Annotated in this window: 17 protein-coding genes; 9 read left to right on the top strand and 8 right to left on the bottom strand. The window is 64.0% G+C overall.

Annotation, left to right across the window (positions count from 1 at the left end; translation table 11 throughout):
- Positions 1-90: 90 nt before the first annotated feature.
- From QF629_05320 to QF629_05305, 4 genes are read right to left on the bottom strand one after another with little or no spacing between them, the layout of a single operon-like run.
- Positions 91-1,053 (bottom strand): FAD binding domain-containing protein, encoded by a 963-nt coding sequence (locus QF629_05320; protein MDP6012951.1) that lies wholly within the window; start codon positions 1,051-1,053, stop codon positions 91-93.
- Complete coding sequence (hcrA, locus tag QF629_05315; GenBank protein MDP6012950.1) at positions 1,053-3,344, bottom strand: 4-hydroxybenzoyl-CoA reductase subunit alpha; 2,292 nt, start codon at positions 3,342-3,344, stop codon at positions 1,053-1,055. Before hcrA ends, QF629_05320 begins: the two co-directional genes overlap by 1 nt.
- Positions 3,341-3,811: a 2Fe-2S iron-sulfur cluster-binding protein gene (locus tag QF629_05310; protein MDP6012949.1), complete on the bottom strand. Its 471-nt coding sequence runs from the start codon at positions 3,809-3,811 to the stop codon at positions 3,341-3,343. The genes hcrA and QF629_05310 overlap by 4 nt, the downstream gene beginning before the upstream one ends.
- A 7-nt stretch (positions 3,812-3,818) precedes the next feature.
- Entirely contained in the window at positions 3,819-4,604 is a 786-nt protein-coding gene (locus QF629_05305) for a crotonase/enoyl-CoA hydratase family protein (protein ID MDP6012948.1), read from the bottom strand.
- 190 nt (positions 4,605-4,794) lie between these two features.
- Between QF629_05305 and QF629_05300 the strand changes: the two genes are divergently transcribed.
- Positions 4,795-5,562 (top strand): SDR family NAD(P)-dependent oxidoreductase, encoded by a 768-nt coding sequence (locus tag QF629_05300; GenBank protein ID MDP6012947.1) that lies wholly within the window; start codon positions 4,795-4,797, stop codon positions 5,560-5,562.
- Here QF629_05300 and QF629_05295 read toward each other — a convergent pair.
- The 4 genes from QF629_05295 to hemC all read right to left on the bottom strand — a co-directional run bounded on the left by QF629_05295 (position 5,559) and on the right by hemC (position 10,876).
- On the bottom strand, positions 5,559-6,590 hold the full coding sequence (locus QF629_05295) for a uroporphyrinogen decarboxylase family protein (GenBank protein ID MDP6012946.1): 1,032 nt from the start codon (positions 6,588-6,590) through the stop codon (positions 5,559-5,561). The genes QF629_05300 and QF629_05295 overlap by 4 nt on opposite strands.
- Positions 6,591-6,967: 377 nt before the next feature.
- The gene (locus tag QF629_05290) at positions 6,968-8,296 is read right to left on the bottom strand and encodes a heme biosynthesis HemY N-terminal domain-containing protein (protein ID MDP6012945.1); all 1,329 of its coding nucleotides are present in this window, start codon (positions 8,294-8,296) and stop codon (positions 6,968-6,970) included.
- Between the two features lie 7 nt (positions 8,297-8,303).
- Positions 8,304-9,953, bottom strand: coding sequence for a uroporphyrinogen-III synthase (locus QF629_05285; GenBank protein MDP6012944.1), 1,650 nt, complete (start codon positions 9,951-9,953; stop codon positions 8,304-8,306).
- A complete protein-coding gene (hemC, locus tag QF629_05280) occupies positions 9,953-10,876 on the bottom strand; it encodes a hydroxymethylbilane synthase (GenBank protein ID MDP6012943.1) in 924 nt (307 codons plus the stop codon). Before hemC ends, QF629_05285 begins: the two co-directional genes overlap by 1 nt.
- A gap of 67 nt (positions 10,877-10,943) precedes the next feature.
- Here hemC and tsaD point away from each other — a divergent pair, with 67 nt between their 5' ends.
- The 8 genes from tsaD to QF629_05240 all read left to right on the top strand — a co-directional run bounded on the left by tsaD (position 10,944) and on the right by QF629_05240 (position 18,573).
- Positions 10,944-11,990 (top strand): tRNA (adenosine(37)-N6)-threonylcarbamoyltransferase complex transferase subunit TsaD, encoded by a 1,047-nt coding sequence (gene tsaD / locus QF629_05275; protein MDP6012942.1) that lies wholly within the window; start codon positions 10,944-10,946, stop codon positions 11,988-11,990.
- Positions 11,987-12,976, top strand: coding sequence for an NAD(P)H-dependent glycerol-3-phosphate dehydrogenase (locus QF629_05270; protein MDP6012941.1), 990 nt, complete (start codon positions 11,987-11,989; stop codon positions 12,974-12,976). The genes tsaD and QF629_05270 overlap by 4 nt, the downstream gene beginning before the upstream one ends.
- Positions 12,973-13,260 (top strand): HPr family phosphocarrier protein, encoded by a 288-nt coding sequence (locus QF629_05265; protein MDP6012940.1) that lies wholly within the window; start codon positions 12,973-12,975, stop codon positions 13,258-13,260. Before QF629_05270 ends, QF629_05265 begins: the two co-directional genes overlap by 4 nt.
- Positions 13,250-15,025 carry a phosphoenolpyruvate--protein phosphotransferase gene (gene ptsP / locus QF629_05260; protein ID MDP6012939.1) on the top strand — a complete coding sequence of 592 codons (1,776 nt, stop codon included), beginning with the start codon at positions 13,250-13,252 and terminating at the stop codon, positions 15,023-15,025. The genes QF629_05265 and ptsP overlap by 11 nt, the downstream gene beginning before the upstream one ends.
- Before the next feature lie 95 nt (positions 15,026-15,120).
- Positions 15,121-16,410, top strand: a complete 1,290-nt coding sequence (gene ahcY / locus QF629_05255) for an adenosylhomocysteinase (protein ID MDP6012938.1) — start codon at positions 15,121-15,123, stop codon at positions 16,408-16,410.
- Between the two features lie 41 nt (positions 16,411-16,451).
- Positions 16,452-16,880, top strand: coding sequence for a tRNA (adenosine(37)-N6)-threonylcarbamoyltransferase complex ATPase subunit type 1 TsaE (gene tsaE / locus QF629_05250; protein ID MDP6012937.1), 429 nt, complete (start codon positions 16,452-16,454; stop codon positions 16,878-16,880).
- Positions 16,877-17,860: a phosphotransferase gene (locus QF629_05245; protein MDP6012936.1), complete on the top strand. Its 984-nt coding sequence runs from the start codon at positions 16,877-16,879 to the stop codon at positions 17,858-17,860. Before tsaE ends, QF629_05245 begins: the two co-directional genes overlap by 4 nt.
- Positions 17,857-18,573, top strand: coding sequence for a nucleotidyltransferase family protein (locus QF629_05240; protein ID MDP6012935.1), 717 nt, complete (start codon positions 17,857-17,859; stop codon positions 18,571-18,573). The genes QF629_05245 and QF629_05240 overlap by 4 nt, the downstream gene beginning before the upstream one ends.
- The last annotated feature ends 2 nt before the right edge of the window (positions 18,574-18,575 follow it).

Below are 18,575 nucleotides of genomic sequence, written 5' to 3'. Positions count from 1 at the left end.
TTATGGAAGATGTTTCTATCGACCATTTCCTGTCGACTTCTTGTATTATCGGAATCATGAAAGAACTTTTTGAAAAATAAGTAACTATTGCTAAATATTATCTTGCACTCGGGGTGAATTTGCCAAGTCCCGCACCATCTGCGCTGCCAGCGCCGAAACCGCGCGGCGGCGGTATTGGGGTTGGATGAGGCTGGTACGGACGGGGCTAACGACTTTTTGGATTTGTATTTCTAGATCCGTGGCAGAGCTCCCGGTGTCTCCGCCGGGGAGTTCGACGAGGAGGGGGGCAGAGTTCGTGCCGGTTATACCAGCGCGAACGGTATTGACAGTATCTCCCTCCGCGACAAGGCCGACGGCGACGCCGGCCAGCGAGAAGTCAATCGAGCCGCGCACGCGCAGCTCGCGATAGGCGCTGCAAAAGGACTCGGACTGTGGCGGCAGATGCACGGCGACAACCAATTCGCCATCTTGGAGTGCCAGGTAGTCCATACCGTCGTCACGCAGCAGCGCGTCGAGCGGAATGCTGCGCCGACCCTCGGCGCCAGCGATCTCAACATCGGCGCCGTAGAGTATCAGCGCCGCCGCGAGATCGCCGCTATAGACGGCGTAGCAGCGCTTGCTCGTAGGCACCACATGGCAAATTTCGCCACCATATTTGAGACAATAATCGTTACTCTTACGCCACCATTCACTCTGGTTATAAAAGATACAACGAGTATCGAGACAAAGATTGCCGCCGACTGTCGCAACTCCACGATGGGTCGGCCCCGCAACCGCCGCGGCGGCTTGAGCCAGGGCAGGATAATTTTCGCAGTTCGTAGCGAGCGTCTCTAGCGTCACCATGGCACCTATATGCCCGCCGTCGAGGGTGCGCAACTCATCGCAACCACTCAGATCAATTACCGTACCGGTCTCGACCAGGCCGCGACGCATATTGGGCAGAAGATCAGTGCCACCGGCAAGAATACGCGCACCAAGATGAGCACCACGCGCCGCCACCGCCTCCTCGACACTCGTTGGGCGCAGCAGCGTGAAGTCGGACAGATGCTCCATCAGCCCGCCTTCCTTTTCGCCAACGCCTTGAATAGCATATCCGGCGTCATAGGGCAGTCTAGCGGGCGATAGCCCGTAGCGTCGGCGATGGCGCCAGCGAGCGCCGGCAAAAAGCCCGAGAGCGAGCCCTCGCCCGCCTCTTTGGCACCGAAGGGGCCATTGGGGTCGTTGCTCTCGACAATCTCGACGGCAATGTCGGGAGAATCGACAAAGGTCGGCACGCGGTAGTCAATCAGGTTAGCGTGCACGGGTAAGCCGTCGTGATAGCGGTTCTCCTCGCACAAGGCCTGGCCCAAGCCCATCCACACCGAGCCCTGCACCTGGCCTTCAACGGCGAGCGGGTTGAGAGCCTTACCGCAATCATGCGCCACCCAGACCTTCTCAACGGTGACCTGCGCGGTAACGGGATCTACTAAAACCTCCACCGCCTGCGCCGCATAGCTGAAGGCCATGGTCGAGCCCACGGCGGCACCACGATATGCGTGCCCGCCCTGCGCCTCCTTCGGTGTCGAGAAATGGCCGCTCACAGTAAGCGTACCGTTCTCCGCCAGGGCGGCCGTGACAATCTCGCTGTATTCCAGACCTTTGTCCTGCGAGCCTGCCACGCGATAGACCTCGCCCAGCACTTCGATTTCGTCCGGCGCCGCTTCAAGCTTGTCAGCCGCCACCTTGACCAGAACCGTCTTCAACGATTCGGCCGCCTGGATCGCCGCGTTGCCAACCATGAAGGTGACGCGCGAGGAATACGACCCGTTATCCTTGGGCGTCACGGCACTGTCGCCGGCGATAACGCGCAGGCGCTCGATGCCCAAGCCCAGCACCTCGCCGACGCATTGTGCGACCATGGTCGAGGAGCCCTGGCCGATCTCGGCAGCGCCAGTGAGCACGGTGACCACGCCGTCCCAATCGAGCTTGAGCACCACGGTGGCGTGGGGCTCGCCGGTCCAGTGCACGGGCTTAGCGGCTCCGCTGACATAATGCGAACACGCCATGCCGATGCCGCGGCCCGGTGGCAGCTTGCCGTGCTTGTCGGCCCAGCCAGACGCGCGCTCGACCTTATCGAGACATTCTGGCACGCCGTAGCTGTTGACCATCAAATCGTTGACCGTAAAACCGAGCTTCCGCAGCAGGTTGGCACGACGCACAGCAAAAGGGTCGAGCCCCAACTCGTCCGCCATGGCATCGAGTAGATTCTCGAAGGCAAAGCGCACATTGACCGTGCCGTGACCGCGCATGGCGCCGCAAGGTGGCGTGTTGGTGAGCACGCGGACGCCGTGATACTTCACCGTCGGCAGCTCGTAGAGCCCGTAGAGCAGCGAGCCCGCGTAAAGGATGGTGACGATGCCGTAGCCGCTATAGGCACCGCCGCGCTGGATGGTCTCGCATTCCACCGCCGTTATGCTACCGTCCTTCTTGAGGCCAATCTTCATGCGCGTCTCAGTCTCCGGCCGGCCGCGATGGCAGAGAAAAGTCTCCTCGCGGCTCAACACCAGCGACACGGTACCGCCCGCAGCACGAGCCAGCAGTCCAGCGATCACTTCGAAGCCGAGCGCTTCCGTGCGCGCACCGAAGCCACCGCCTATGTGCGGCTTGACCACGCGCACCCTACCTTCGTCGAGGCCCAAGCATCTGGCCACGGTGCGGTGCACGTAATAAGGCACCTGGGTGCAGGTGTGCAGCGTCAACCGGCCATCAGTTTCGTCCCAGCTCGCCAGCGAGGCATTGGGCTCCATGTGCACATGGTTGATCTCGGCACAATGGAAGGTCTCCTCGCGCACGAGATTCGCGTCAGCGAACCCGGCGACCGTGTCACCGAGTTCGAACGTCACCTCGCGCTCGACATTACCGGGACGCTTTTCGTGCAGTTGCACGGCGCCTTCGGCGAGCGCAGCCTGCACGTCGTGATAGCCCGGTAGCGGCTCGGCGCGCACTTTGATCAGATCGAGCGCTGCGAGCGCCGTCTTCTCGTCCACCGCGGCGAGGGCGGCAATGGGCTCGCCGCGATAGCGTACTCGGTCGCGCGCCAGCGGGTACTCGGTCTCGGCGATGGGCAGCACACCAAAGGGCACGTCGCAGGCCTCGCCTGTAATCACCGCCGCGACACCGGGCAGTGCCCGTGCTTTTTCGACATCGACGCCGAGGAGGCCCGCATGGCTCCAGGAGCTGCGTAGAATCTTGCCGACCAGCGCGCCGGCGGGCGCCATGTCGGCCGTAAACAGCGCCTTGCCCGAGACCTTCTCCGGCCCGTCGACCAGCGGTAGCGGTGCGCCGATGCGTCCGATGCGGCTCATGGCTTGCGCTCGTCCACAGCCAGATGCACCGCCTTGAGGATCTTCACATAGCCCGTACAGCGACAAATGTTTCCAGCCAGCGCCAAGCGGATCTCGCTATCAGCCGGCTCCGCGTTCCTCCGCAGAAGGCCCTCCGCCGCCATGATCATGCCCGGTGTGCAATAGCCGCACTGCGCGCCCAGCGCCTCGTTGAATGCGCTTTGCAGGGGCGACAGCCTGCTGCCGTCGGCCAGGCCCTCGACCGTCTCGACCTCACTGCCGGTGCAAGCCTGGGCCAGTGTGATGCATGAAAGCCGCGGCTGGCCGTCGATCAGCACGGTACAGGCCCCGCACTCGCCGCCGTCGCAGCCCATCTTGGTGCCAGTCAGCCCGACGACCTCCCGCAAATAATCGACCAGCAGCAGATTGTCCGCTGCCGCGTCATCGCGCGCAACGCCGTTGACCGTGAGGGAGAGGATGGATTTCATTACCTGCCTACCGTCCTGTGAAATTTCCCGGCCGGCGCTCGATGAAAGCCCTGACACCTTCCTGCAAATCCTCGGTGGCGGCAAGGCGGGTCTGCACATCGTAGATTTTAGCGATAGCGGCGGCCGGCCCCTGCTCGAAAGCGAGACGCGCATTGAGAAGCGAGGCGCGCACCGCCAGCGGCGCCTGGGCGGCAATGCGCTCGGCGACCTCACGGGCGCGGACGCGGGCCTGACCAGTAGGTGTCAACTCCTGCACAAAACCAAGGCGCAGCGCCTCGTCGGCCTCGAACACATCGCCCGTGAGTAGCCAGCGCATGGCATTGCCCCAACCCGCCCGCTCGGCCATGCGGATGGTGGCGCCACCCGAAGCCATCAACCCGCGCTGCACCTCAATCTGGGTGAAGCGAGCAGTCTCTTCGGCAATCACGATATCGGCCGCCAGCATAACCTCGATTCCGAGGGTCAGGCACCAGCCCTGCACCGCCACCACCATGGGCTTAGTCAGGCGCGGTTCGCGCAAGCCAAAGGGATCGATGAGACTTTCCGGCACCAACCTCTCTCCACGCTGCATGATCGGTGCCATTTTTGGCAGATCGAGGCCGCCAGTGAAATGCTCACCCTCGGCCCAGAGCAGGCCCACCCGCGCTTCATCGTCGGCCTCGAAGGCAGTGTAAGCCTCGGCCAGAGCGCGCATCATGTGTGGCGTAAAACCGTTGCGCTTAGTCGGCCGATCGATGCCAATCTCGAATATGGCGCCCTCGTGAACGCTGTGGATGCGGCCTTCGTCGCTCATTCTGTGATCTCCCATCAGACTGTCGTGGCAGCGTCTTCGCCAAATCCAGCCGCCTCGTCAAGGACCTACAGCCACGCGACGCGCGGCAGCCTAAAGGGCCATTCTTGACGAGGCGATTGGATTTGGCACCCTGGTCACCATGATAACCAGGGCGGATTATGGCGGATTGCATTCACGAGAGGAGTAAAGCATGAGCGGCAGTTTCGACCTCAACGGCAAGGCGGCGTTGATTACCGGCGGCAATTCTGGCATCGGCCTCGCCATGGCAGAGGCCTTGGCGGAAGCCGGCGCCTCAGTGGCGATCTGGGGCAGCAATCCAAACAAGACCGGAGCCGCGGCTGAAAAGCTGAAAATACACGGTGGGCAGGTCTTGGCCCAAATCTGTGACGTCACCGACGAAGCCGCCAGTGAGGACGCCTTCGCCACCGCGGTGGCCGAATTCGGCGGTATCGACGCCTGTTTTGCCAATGCCGGCGTGAGCGGCCGAGGCGGGCCATTCATCGAGATGACCACCGAGGAATGGCACCGCGTGCTGTCGGTCAATCTCGACGGTGCCTTCTATACCCTGCGCGCAGCCGCACGGCATATGGTCGAGCGCGGCGAGGGCGGCTCTCTGGTGGGAACCGCCAGCCTGGCTGCGATCCATGGCCAGGCCCGCGGCCAGCACTACGGCGCCTCGAAAGGGGCGATGATATCGATGATTCGTGCGCTCGCCGTCGAACTCGGCCGCTACAAGATTCGCGCGAACGCCATCCTGCCCGGCTGGATCAAGACTGCCATGACGCGCGACTGGATGGCCCAGGAGGTGGTGCAGGATCGGGTGCTTAAACGCGTACCAACGCGCCGCTGGGGCCAACCCGAAGATTTTAGCGCCATCGCCGTCTACCTCACGGCCGACGCTAGCCAGTATCACACCGGAGATACCTTCCTGATCGACGGTGCCTATTCGCTCTTTTAGGAGAGGCGTGAGCGCGCCAGATCGGTTCCTGCAACAAGCGCCTGCAGCTTGGCAAAAGAGATTTCGCGGGCGATATATTTGAAGCCGCAGTCCGGCGCCGGGATGATGCGCTCGGGCGGCACGTGGGGATAAGCGCGCTCGATTCGCTCCGCCACGGTCTCAGGTGCTTCGATCGCCATGTCATTCATGTTGATAACGCCGAGGATGATGTTCTTGCCCGACAGCTCAGCAAGCACGGAGAGATCAAGGTCGGGCTGCGCCGTCTCCAGCGAAATCTGATCAACCGTGCACTCGGCCAACTCCGTCAAGAAGTGATATGCGTCGTAGCGCTGCTTGATCATCGCCGCGTAGCCCATGCAGAGATGTAGCGCCGTCGTGCCCTTGATACCTTCCAGCGCCTTGTCGATGGCGGGGATGGCATAGGCCCTGGCATTGTCGGGGCGCGCCTGCACGAAAGGCTCGTCTATCTGCACCACGTCGGCACCAGCGGCAAAGAGGTCGCGCATTTCCGCATTCACCGCCTCCGCATAGGCCATGGCGAGCGCTTCCGGATCCTTGTAATAGGCGTCCTCGGCCTGCTCGGACATGGTGAAGGGACCGGGCAGCGTCGCCTTGATCTGACGGTCGGTGTTGGCGCGCAGAAACTCGACGTCGCGCACGCCGATAGGCTTGCAGCGCTTGATGGGCCCGCTCACCAACGGCACGTCGTTGGGAGTACCTTTGCGCGAGGTGGCTGTGCCGACACGCTCGGTATCGATGCCGTCGAGCGCCGTCGAGAAGCGGTTAGAATAACTCTCGCGGCGCGTCTCGCCATCCGTGATGATATCGATGCCGGCGCGCTCCTGGTCGCGGATGGCAATGATCGTGGCGTCGTCCTGTGCCTCTTCCAGGAATTTCGGCTCGACACGCCAAAGCCCCTTGCGCCGCACGCGCGGCGGCGAGCCAGCGGCAAGCGCCTCACGATCGATCAACCAGTCCGGCTGAGCGTAGGAGCCAACGCCGGAGGTCGGAAGAAGCTTATTCGCCATAGAATCCTCCCGTTGTGCTCATGCTTATCGCAAACGGTTTGTACGCCACCTGCGGACCTCAGCCAAGTGCGCCAAGCAACGCCTTGTCGTTTTTCAGATGCGGTGTCTCGAAGTCTGCGGTGAACCAGCCATGTGCGTCATCAGTATATTTGGGACATGGGAGCCAGTTTTCTGACGGAGGCTCTAGCTCATCTCAGGTTTCATTATAGGCACTGGCCTTGAGGATACGCTCGCGTAGGCAGAGCGGCAGGTCGAGGGCGGTAAACTCCCTGCCATCGAGGCTGGCTAGATCCTCTGGCTTGATCTTCTCGCGCTCGCAGACCCCGGCGTAGCGGGTCGGTCCAATGGCATCGAGCCTGTCCCGAACAGCGCTTATCTCATGTCCCCAGCAGCAGCGGTGCCGGCGCGGGTGCAGGTCTAGCCTGTCCAGGGCTCTCCCAGCGCAGGCTGTCGACGGCACCACACGCAGGACATTGCAACGACCACTCAGCATGGCTGCCATAGCAACGGCCGCAGATCCAGGTCGTATCAGGCGGCGCCGCACTGGCACGGCGCCACCAATCCCGTGAAGCATCACTCGGTCCGTTCTCACCTTCCTCGACTAGGGCCATCAGGCGCAAAGCCGTGGTCGTTGGCAGCGATTCGATGACGCGGTTTAGATGCGACCGCGCCGACCCCCATAACCTAGCGGCAAGTGCGGCTTCTGCGAGCGCTAGGTGCCCGGCCGACGAATCGTCACGGGCCGCCACCAGTGTTTCAAGCGCCTTGACCCGGGCCAAAGCTTCACCGTCAGCCATCTTCGCGTAGGCGTCGGCTAGATCGGGGTGGGGCGACAGCGCCCAAGTCCGTTCGGCCAGGCGGCGAGCTTCGCGCGTGCGATCGCTGTCCTTCAACAGCCCAATTGCCAATACCGCCGCTGGCACGAAATTAGGCGCCTTGTCGAGCGCGGCGCGGGCTTCACTCAGCGCTTCCTTAAAGCGGCCCTCATTGGCAGCAACCTTGGCGCGCTGGTATGCGAACAGTGCCCGCTTGCGTTTACCTTCGGCGCGGCTCAACCGTTGTGCGCGTACGACCTTGTTGAGCGCCAGCTCCGCACCCCGCCAATTGCCGCCGGCAACCTCAAGTTCAACGAGATTATCGAGCACCCAGCCAGCGTCCGGATTGATCTCGAAGGCACGCCGCACTAGCGCTAACGCGGTTTCGCTGTCGCCCTTACGCACCGCCCGCACCAACAGGCCACGCAAGCCCAGAAACTCCGTCTCCTCGTGCTCTAGCATGCGCCGGAACGCGGTCGCCGCGGCCTGTTGGTCGCCATCGAGTTGCGCCGCCTGGGCGGTCAACAGCAGTGTTATCGGTGGCTCGCCAAGCAGGACCTCCGCCTCTTCTGCGGCTTTTCTGGCACCGGGAGAATCGCCGCCCGCGACGGCGACGAGCCCTCGCGTCAGCGCCCGCCAGCCACGCCGGTGGCGACGCTCCTCTCTGACTCGGAGAAAGCGTCGTGGACTTACGATCAGCCAGCGATAGAGTAGGATAAATCCGGTAAGGGTTACTGCCACAATAGCCAGCATGGCGGCAAACACAGCCACCGAGCTATCGATTTGCCAGCCCTGCCAGACAAGCGTCACACTGCCCGGCCGCTCAGCGATCCATGCGCCTACCGCGCTGAGCGCGGCGAGAAACGCGAAATAAGCGAGGACGCGGACCATGCCCGCCTCAGCCGCCCTCGCCGACCCGCGCCAACACGACGCTGCTGACCGCATCGAGGGCGGCACGCGCCGCCAGCGTCGCCCGCGCGTCGCCAAGCCAGTCCTCGGTCGCCTCGCTCTCGCCCAGGCTTTCGACCAGGGACACTGCCTCCACCAGCTTGCCGGCGCCAAGACGCACCTCGGTACGCGCCAACACCGCCTCGGCTTCGTCGCCCGGAATTTCACCGATTCGGCGTACCGAGATTAAGTCTTTGACCTCGGCCAGGGTCTCGTCCAGCCAGTCTGGATCCTCGAGCGTGGTCAGGCTCTGCAAGACCGCCTGCGCCAGCGCCGGAAAGCGCGCCAACAAAGCGGCCTCGTCGACCAGGCCAGCCTCCGACGCGGCCTCAAGCGACGGCAGAAAATTGGCAATATCGTCGTCGTCGTCCGCCAGGACGGCAAGCGTCGCAAGAGGCTCGACGAACGGCACGCCGCGCGCCATGACCGCACGAAGCTGGCCAACCGCGAGCAACAGCGCACCGCTGCGGAAGGCGCCCTCGTCGGTTCTGGCAATCTGATTTTCTAGCCTTGCAAGGCGCTCGCCGAGCGCCGAAAGCTGGGTCGCAAAAGCGTGGTTCTCGTGGCGCAGCGTGTCGCTTTCGACGGTGAAGCTTGTTGCCAGAGCAGCCAGGGCATCGGCGGTCACCGCCTCGGGGGCACGTGCAAGAAGGGTTTCCAGCATGCCCACACGAGATTCCATGGCATCGACGCGCGGGTCTCTCGTATAGACCGCCGGGGGCATTAGCCGCGCCGGCGCCGGCTCCGCCTCCAGCTGCGGCGCGACGATGGAAGGCGAGAGCAAGGGCAGCTCTTGCGAAACCCGCGCGCCAGCATAGGCGACCGCCAGAACCAGGACGCCGACCAAGCCCCAGGCACCGTAGCGCATCAAAGCCGACGTGCGGGCATGCTTCGCAGGCACTGCATCGAGCAGAGCCAGAAACGACTCGGTGTCCGGCGCCATGGCAACGGCGACCCGGCGCCAGCCTTCACCGGCCGCCTTGGCAACGGCATCGCTCAGGCAATAAGCCGTCATACGCCTCGGTGCCTCGCCGAGTTCCGCGGCCGCAAGGAGTTCGCGCAGTACGCGCGCGCTACGCGGTGAATAGAGTATCACACCGTCGAGCGCGCCTTCCGACAACGCCGTTCTCGCAACCTTCGACAAGGTCTCCGCCGAGCGCGCCTCGTAGAGTGTCACGCTGCGGTAGGAGAGCCCGGCAGCAGTGAGTTTTCCTTCCATATCGCCGGCCACATGACCGCCGGTGATGTGCAGCACGCCGCCGTTCTCGCTACCGGCTCGATCGACAGCCAGGCGGATCAGAGCATCCGAATCCCTTGCCGCGGAGGTCACGTCGCTAAAGCCCGCGGCACGCGCCGTTTCAGCCGTGACGTCGCCGACTGCAAGCAAGCGAAAATCGCGGCGCTCGCTGGCACGAGCCAGCGAGCGAGCACCGTTGGCGCTGGTCAGCAGTACGGTCTCGTTCTCGCCGAGCTCGGGCAGGTCAGCGGACAGCGGCGCAATCTGTAACACCGGCGCTATCAGGGTCTCGATACCCATCTTAGAAAGGCGCGCGGCCAGGGCCTCAGAATCCCGGCGTGGGCGGGTGAGTAAAAGACGCATCAGCCGGCTCCAATCACGAAGCCAGGGCCGGCCTGATCGAGCAGGGTCTCGGCGACGCGCTCACCAAGCAGCACGGCATCGGTGACGACCGCGCTGTCGCGCGCCTCGTGCACAGCCGTACCGTCCGGTGTGGCCACCAGGCCACGCATAATGAGGATCTCGCCTTCGACTTCCGCCAAGGCAGCGACCGGCGTGCGGCAGGAGCCCTCAAGGCGCGCCAGCATGGCGCGCTCGGCAACAACGGCGTGGTGGCTCGGCGCGTGATCAAGATCGGTGAGACGCGCTAGCATGGCATCGTCGTCCGCGCGGCAAGCGATGCCGATGGCACCCTGGGCCACTGCCGGCAGCATGTCCTCAGTGGCCAGAACTGTGCTTGCCGCGTCGGCACGCCCGAGACGCCTGAGCCCGGCCAGCGCCAGCAATGTCGCATCTATCTCGCCGCGGCCGACCTTGTCGAGGCGCGTGCCGATATTGCCACGCAGGGGCACCACCATCACGTCGGGGCGACGATGCAGCACCTGGGCACCGCGACGCAGCGAAGCGGTGCCGACCACAGCGCCTGAGGGAAGGCCTTCGAGGCCGCCGCCATGGCGCGAGATCCAGGCGTCGCGCGGATCCTCGCGCTCGAGCACACAAGAAATTACCGTGCCGGATGCGACCTCCGTCGGCACGTCCTTCATTGAGTGCACCGCGAGATCGATGCGACCGTCGAGCAGAGCCATGTCAATCTCCTTGGTGAACAAGCCCTTGCCGCCGATCTCCGCAAGGGACCGATCGAGGATAGCATCGCCCGTAGTCCGGATAACCTCGACCTCAAGCACCAAAGCGGCATCGACTGCGCTGAGGCGGTCGCGCACCTCTTCGCTCTGAGCCAGCGCGAGAGGGCTGCCGCGCGTGCCGATACGCAAGGAAGGCTTGGTCATGGGCGCATGCCGGTCTATTGGTTCCCACAAGAACGTTCCTGCGTAGCTTATACTAGCGCGAGAGCTAATGCTGGTACTGGGAATTGAAACGAGTTGCGACGAGACCGCCGCCGCCATTGTGGACAGCGAGGGGGAGATTTGCGCCAATCTGGTACTGTCGCAACTCGCCGACCATGCACCCTATGGCGGCGTGGTGCCGGAGATTGCGGCGCGCAGCCATATCAACCATCTCGACGGTCTGGTGCGTCGCGCCCTCGCCGAAGCTGACGTGGATTTTGCCGCTCTCGACGGTGTCGCGGCAACTGCCGGTCCCGGCCTGATCGGCGGCGTCATGGTGGGGTTGATGACCGCCAAAGCCATCGCCGCGGTACACGGGCTCGCCTTCGCCGCGGTCAACCATCTCGAAGCGCACGCACTCTCAGCGCGCCTCGTTGAGCCGGTACCGTTTCCCTATCTTCTGCTGTTGATCTCCGGCGGCCATTGCCAACTGCTGATCGTCGAAGGCGTTGACCACTACCGGCGTCTCGGCACCACTCTCGACGATGCGCTTGGCGAGGCTTTCGACAAGGCGGCACGTTGCCTCGGGCTCGGCTATCCTGGCGGCCCGGCGTTGGAACGCGTGGCACTGAACGGCACCGCCGGAAGCTACCCCCTGCCCCGACCCATGCTCGGCCGGCCGGGCTGTGATTTTTCGTTTTCCGGACTCAAGACGGCGTTGGCACGGCAAGTCGACAGCTTCGGCCACGAGCCAGATACGACTGAGATTGCGGATCTGGCTGCCGCCTTCCAGGAGACTGTGGCAGTGGTGCTGGAAGACCGTCTGCGCAATGCCGCAGCCCACTTTCGGGGTTCTGGCGACACGCTAGTCGTGGCCGGCGGCGTCGCTGCAAACCGGTATTTGCGTACCCGCCTCGGCGAGGTGGCCAAGACCTTCGGCCTGCATCTGGTGGCGCCACCGGCAGCGCTTTGTACGGATAATGGCGCAATGGTTGCCTGGGCCGGGATCGAGCGTTTGCGCATGGGCCTGGCCGACGACTTGGCGTCGCCGGCTAGGGCACGCTGGCCGCTCGACGATGCCGCGCCGGCCGTCCTTGGTGCAGGAGTGAAAGCATGAAGGTCGGTGTATTCGGCGCCGGCGCCTGGGGCACCGCGCTGGCAGTGCTTGCCGCCCGCCGCGGCCACCAGGTCGCGTTGTGGACGCGCAAGGCAGAGCTTGCAGAAACCCTGGCGATACAGCGAGAGAATACCGCATACCTGCCGGGCGTCAGCCTTGGGCCGGCGATCGCGCCCACGGCGAGCCTACTGGAAGCGAGTGGCGAGGTGATGTTATTGGCGGTGCCGGCACAGCATATCCGCACGCTGTGCATGCATCTTCGCGATATTCCCGGCGCGCCGGTGATCTGTGCCAAGGGCATCGAGATTGGGAGTGGCGCCCTGATGAGCGACGTGGTCGGCGACACCCTGCCAGAACGGCCCGTAGCCGTGCTCACGGGACCCACCTTTGCCGCCGAGGTGGCGCGCGATCTGCCCGCAGCGGCGACCGTGGCCGCGAGCACGCCCGAGCTTGGCGAGGCGGTAGTGGCGGTGCTTGGCGGGCCAACTTTTCGACCATATGTCAGCGACGACGTGGTCGGCGCACAAATCGGTGGCGCGCTCAAGAACGTGCTCGCCATCGCCTGCGGCATCACGATGGGCCGCGGCTTTGGCGACAGTGCCCGCGCCGCACTCATCACCCGCGGCCTGGTTGAAATTTCGCGTCTGGCGGTGGCGCTGGGCGGACGCGGTGAGACGGTCATGGGCCTGTCGGGCGTCGGCGACGTCAGCCTCACCTGCACCAGCACCCGGTCACGGAATTATGCGCTCGGACTGGCGCTCGGCAGCGGTGAGACATTAGAATCGCTGATGCGCGGCTGTATTACCGTTGCTGAGGGCGTTGCCACAGCGCGTGCCGTGACGCAGCTCGCAGCGCGCTTGAGGGTTGATATGCCGATCGCGACGGCGACCCACGCATTGTTGCACGAAGGCGCGGATCTGGAAAGCACGATCGGGGCAGTTTTGTCCCGTCCATTCCGCGGCGAGGCAGAGGGGGAGAGGCGATGAGTCCGGATGCGAACGGCGTTCATAGCAGCAATGTAACCATCGTCAACAAGCGCGGCCTGCACGCGCGCGCGGCCGCGCACTTCGTCAAGCTGGCCAAAGATTACGACGCGGAAATCAGCGTGCGCCGCGACAGCCAGACCGTGTCCGGCCTCTCTATCATGGGCCTGATGATGCTGGCGGCTGCACCGGGTTGCGAGATCGAGGTGCTGGCGAGCGGCGCCGAGGCAGAAGCGGCAGTGGTGGCGCTTTGCCGCTTCGTCGAGTCCCGATTCGATGAAGATTGAGCGCCACCGCCGGGGCGAGCGGTGCCTCTCGGGCATCGGAGTATCCGGCGGCATCGCGCTGGGGCCGGCACATGTGGTAGCCGGCGGCGGCATGGACGTGCCCGAGCGCCACCTACCGGCACGCGCCGTAGCCGACGAACAGACGCGCTTCGGCGGCGCTGTAGAGGCGGCCCGCGATGAGTTGACGACACTTATTGCAAAAGCGGAACGGCTACCTGGCGCAGCACGCGACGAGATGACTTTTCTACTCGATGCCCATTTGCAGATGCTGACTGGCTCGCGCTTGGTGCGCGGCGTCTACCGCCGCATCGACGATACGCGAATCAACGCCGAAGCCGCAGTCAAAGCCGAACTCAGTGCCATCGCCGATGCCTTCGCAGCGATGGACGATACCTATCTGGCGCAGCGCGCCCAGGACGTGCGCGACGTGGCCGGGCGGCTGATCCGTCACCTCACAGAGGCACCGGTGGATGCCTTTTCAGGCCTTGCTGCCGGTACCGTACTGATCGCCCAGGAGCTGTCGCCCGCCGATATAGCCCTCCTCGATCCCAATCGCATCGGCGGTTTCGCCACTGAGTTCGGCGGACCGCAGGGACACACCGCGATCATGGCTCGCTCGCTGGGTCTGCCAGCAGTCGTTGGCATCGCGGAGCTTAGCACGCGCGTGAAAGAGGGCGACAGCGTTATCGTCGATGGCGCTAGCGGCAGCCTGACCGTAGCGCCGAAGGCCGAAACCGTGGCGACGGCAAAGCGTCGGCGCACCACGCTGCGACGCGAGCGCCGCGCCTTGACGAAGCTGCGGGACATGCCGGCCGTGACCCGCGACGGGGTTTCGGTGTGCTTACGCGCCAATCTCGAGCTACCTGGCGAGCTTGGGGCAGCGCTCGAAAGCGGGGCCCAGGGCATTGGCCTGCTGCGCACCGAGTTCCTTTACATGAATCGCGACGACCCACCCGATGCCGACGCCCAATTCGCGGTCCTGCGCGACATGGTCGAGGGCATGGGTGGCAGCCCGGTGGTTGCGCGCACGCTCGATATCGGCACAGACAAGCTCGCATATGCCCTTGAAGAAAATGTTGCAGCACAGGTCGGAACCAATCCGGCCCTCGGTCTGCGAGCGATCCGCCTCTCGTTGAGCGACCGACAGCTCCTGGAGACGCAGCTCGAAGCGATGCTGCGCGCCGGCCGCTACGGCTCTTTGCAGATACTTCTACCGATGATCACAGCCCCGCAGGAAGTGCGCCGCACCCGCGCCGCCATGCGGCGTGTGGCGCGGAGACTACAGCGCGACGGTATCGCCATCGCCAACCCCCTGCCCGCGCTCGGTGCCATGATCGAGACACCCGCCGCGGCTCTGTCGGCCGACCGGCTCTGCACCGAATGCGACTTTCTCTCCATCGGTACCAACGACCTGACCATGTACACCCTGGCAGTCGACCGCGGCGACGAACATGTGGCGCACCTTTACGACCCGCTACACCCAGCCGTGCTCAAGCTCGTACAATTCACTGCCGAGGCGGCTAGGCGCGCCGGTCGGCCACTGACCCTGTGCGGCGAGATCGCCGGCGAGCCGCGCCTCGCGCCGCTACTGGTGGGCCTGGGCCTCACGGACCTGTCAATGGTGCCCGGCAACCTGCCCGCTGTGAAGCGCCGCATCCGTGCCGTCGACGCCGCCGCCGCTCAGGAACTTGCACGGCGGGTGATGCGCGAGACCGACCCGCGGCACATCGCCGACCATATCGATCGCTTCAACGACGCCCTGTGAGCTTGCCGCAAGAGGCAGCCGCTGCTACCTAACGGGCCTCGCAGCAAGACCACACAAATTGCCAATTTCGGCGAGCATCCCAGGAGAGGACCGGTATGAGCACCGACTACAAAGTTGCCGACATCGAACTTGCGGACTGGGGCCGCAAAGAGATCATGCTTGCTGAGACCGAAATGCCGGGCCTAATGGCGCTGCGCGAGGAATATGCCGGCAAGAAGCCTCTCGACGGCGCGCGTATCGCCGGCTGTCTACACATGACCATTCAGACCGCCGTGCTGATGGAGACCCTTGTCGCGCTCGGCGCTACCCTGCGCTGGTCGAGCTGCAACATTTTCTCGACTCAAGACCATGCCGCCGCGGCCGTGGCCGCTGCCGGCATGCCGATCTTTGCCTGGAAGGGCGAGACGGACGAGCAGTTCTGGTGGTGCGTCGATCGGACGATCGAGGGCCCAGACGGCTGGAAGCCCAATATGATCCTCGACGACGGCGGCGACCTGACCAAGGTCATGCACGATGATCACCGCGAAGCCTTGGCTGATATTCGCGGACTGTCGGAGGAGACCACCACGGGCGTGCATCGGCTCTACGACATGGAGAAGAACGGCAGCCTTGCCGTACCGGCCATCAACGTGAACGACTCTGTCACCAAGTCGAAGTTCGACAATCTCTACGGCTGCCGTGAGAGCCTGGTAGACGGCATTCGCCGCGCCACCGACGTTATGTTATCGGGCAAGGTCGCCGTGGTCGCCGGCTATGGCGATGTCGGCAAGGGCTCGGCAGCTTCGTTGCGCAATGCCGGCGCCCGCGTACTCGTCACTGAGATTGATCCCATCTGCGCCTTGCAGGCGGCGATGGAAGGTTACGAGGTAGTACCGATGGACGGCGCGGCGCCCCTCGGCGATATCTTCGTTACCGCCACAGGCAATGTCGACGTAATCACCCTCGACCACATGCGCGCGATGCGTGACCGCGCCATCGTCTGCAACATCGGCCACTTCGATTCCGAGATTCAGATCGAGGCACTGTCAAACATGACCTGGGACGAGATCAAGCCCCAAGTCGATCAGGTCGAGTTCCCAGACGGCAAGAAGCTGATCGTCCTGGCCAAGGGTCGCCTAGTCAATCTAGGCTGCGCCACCGGCCATCCGAGTTTCGTCATGAGCGCATCGTTCACCAACCAAGTCCTGGCCCAGATCGAGCTCTGGAACCATCACGACAGGTATGAGCGCAAGGTTTACACTCTGCCCAAGCACCTCGACGAGAAGGTGGCAGCACTGCATTTGAAGAAAGTCGGTGCCAAGCTCTCGACGCTGACCGAGAAGCAGGCAAGTTATCTCGGATTAGCCCAACAGGGCCCGTTCAAGGCAGACCACTACCGCTATTAGTTCATTGCCGCCGGTGGCGGCACCACGCTACAACCGTACCGATGTGCGCGACGCGCGAAATAGCGGACGAGACTGCCCTTGCTGCCTTGGCGGCGGAGGTTGCGGCGGAAGCGCGTGCGGGTGATCTGATTGCTCTGCGCGGACCACTCGGCGTCGGTAAGACGACCTTCGCGCGGGCGTTTATTCGTGCGCTGGGCGGTGACGAGGACGTGCCGAGTCCGACTTTTACCCTGGTGCAGACCTATGCGCTTGCGCCCTCTCCCGTCGCGCATTTCGACCTCTATCGGCTGGAGAATGCGGAAGAGCTTTGGGAGCTCGGCATCGAAGATGCCCTGGCCGAGGGTATTGTCCTGATGGAATGGCCCGAGCGCGCAGAAGCGCTATTGCCGCCGACGCGTCTCGATATCGAGATGGCCTTTGCCAACGGCGGTCGCCGCGTGAGCCTTTGCCGCATGGGAGCGGCCGCGTGACAGGGCGCAAAGCCGAGATCATCCGCTTCCTCGACACCATTGGCTGGAGTGCAGCGGCGCGCGCACCGCTGGCGGGAGATGCTTCGTTCCGGCGTTACGAGCGCCTACACCACAACGGTGGGACTGCCGTGCTAATGGATGCACCGCCGCCGGAAGACATCACCTCGTTTGTCGCCGTTGCCAGCTATTTGCGCGACGTCGGCTGCAGCGCGCCAAAGGTCATGGCAGTGGAAACCGGCTCGGGCCTCGCCCTTCTCGAGGACTTGGGCGACAATACTTATACCCGCGTGCTCAACGATGGCGCCAACGCAGCGCCACTTTACACAGCCGCCATCGATTTGCTCGTCGAATTGCAAACTCATGCACCGGCAGACTGGCTCGCACCCTACGATAAAGCCACCTACTTCGCCGAGGCCGACCTATTGCTCGACTGGTACATGCCGGCCATGGACGCCACACCCAACTCAGCTGCGCGCGAGGCCTTTCACGAAGCCTGGGACGGGGTCTTGCCCATGTCCGTTCTTGGTGCGCCGGTCACAGTCCTGCGAGACTACCACGCCGACAATCTGATGTGGCTATCGGGGCGTGAAGGCCTGGCACGGGTCGGCCTGCTCGATTTTCAGGATGCTCTGGCCGGCTCGCCCGCCTATGACCTGGTCTCGCTGCTGGAGGACGCGCGTCGTCAGGTTCCGGCTGATCTCGTCGAGGCAATGATCACGCGCTACCTCGCCGCCAGCCCGCAGCTCGACCCAAAAGCCTTTCGCGCCGCGTTCGCGATTCTTGGCGGCCAGCGCAATATCAAGATCATCGGGATCTTCACCCGCCTTTGTCGACGCGATGGTAAGCCCTCCTATCTCAGTATGATCCCCTATGTCTGGCGTCTTCTCGAAGGCGACCTTGCCCATCCTGTGCTGTCGGATGTCCGGGCCTGGTTCGATCGCTACCTGCCGCCGCCGCTGCGTGGGATACCGCATCCATGAGTGCCATGCCGACGACTGCGATGGTACTGGCGGCCGGGCGCGGCCAGCGCTTGAGCCCAATCACGGATACCCTGCCCAAGCCCTTGGTGGTAGTCGACGGCGCCACCATGCTCGACCAGGCCATCGACAGGCTCGCCGCTGCGGGAATCGCGCGCGTGGTAGTCAACACCCATCACCTGGCCGAGCGCGTGCACAAGCATCTCGAGGGCCGCACGGCACCAGAGATCGTCATTAGCCACGAAACCGAGTTGCTCGATACCGGTGGCGGGGTCGCTAACGCTCTTCCCCATCTCGGCGGGGCACCGTTCTTCGTACTCAATAGCGACGTGGTCATGCTCGACGGGCCTAAATCCGCACTGCTGCGGCTCGCCGAGACCTGGTGCGATGCGCGTATGGACGCGCTCTTGCTCACCAATGCCACCGTCCGGGCCCACGGCTACAGCGGCCGTGGCGATTTCGTGCTGTCTCCCGACGGCGCGGTACGCCGGCGGCGCGAAAGGGAGATCGCACCCTATCTGTTTACAGGCGTGCAAATTTTTCACCCGCGACTGTTCGCGAATTGCCCCGACGGCGCCTTCTCGCTCAACTGGGTCTACGATAAGGCTGCCGAAGCGGGCCGCCTGTATGCCATCGTGCATGACGGCGAATGGCTTCATGTGGGCACGCCTACGGCCCTGGAGCACGTCGAACAGACGCTCGCGGAGATCCGCTGAGA

Source organism: Alphaproteobacteria bacterium (genome assembly GCA_030739735.1).
GTDB lineage: Bacteria > Pseudomonadota > Alphaproteobacteria > UBA7887 > UBA7887 > UBA7887.
This window is presented reverse-complemented; position numbering and strand designations above follow the sequence as displayed.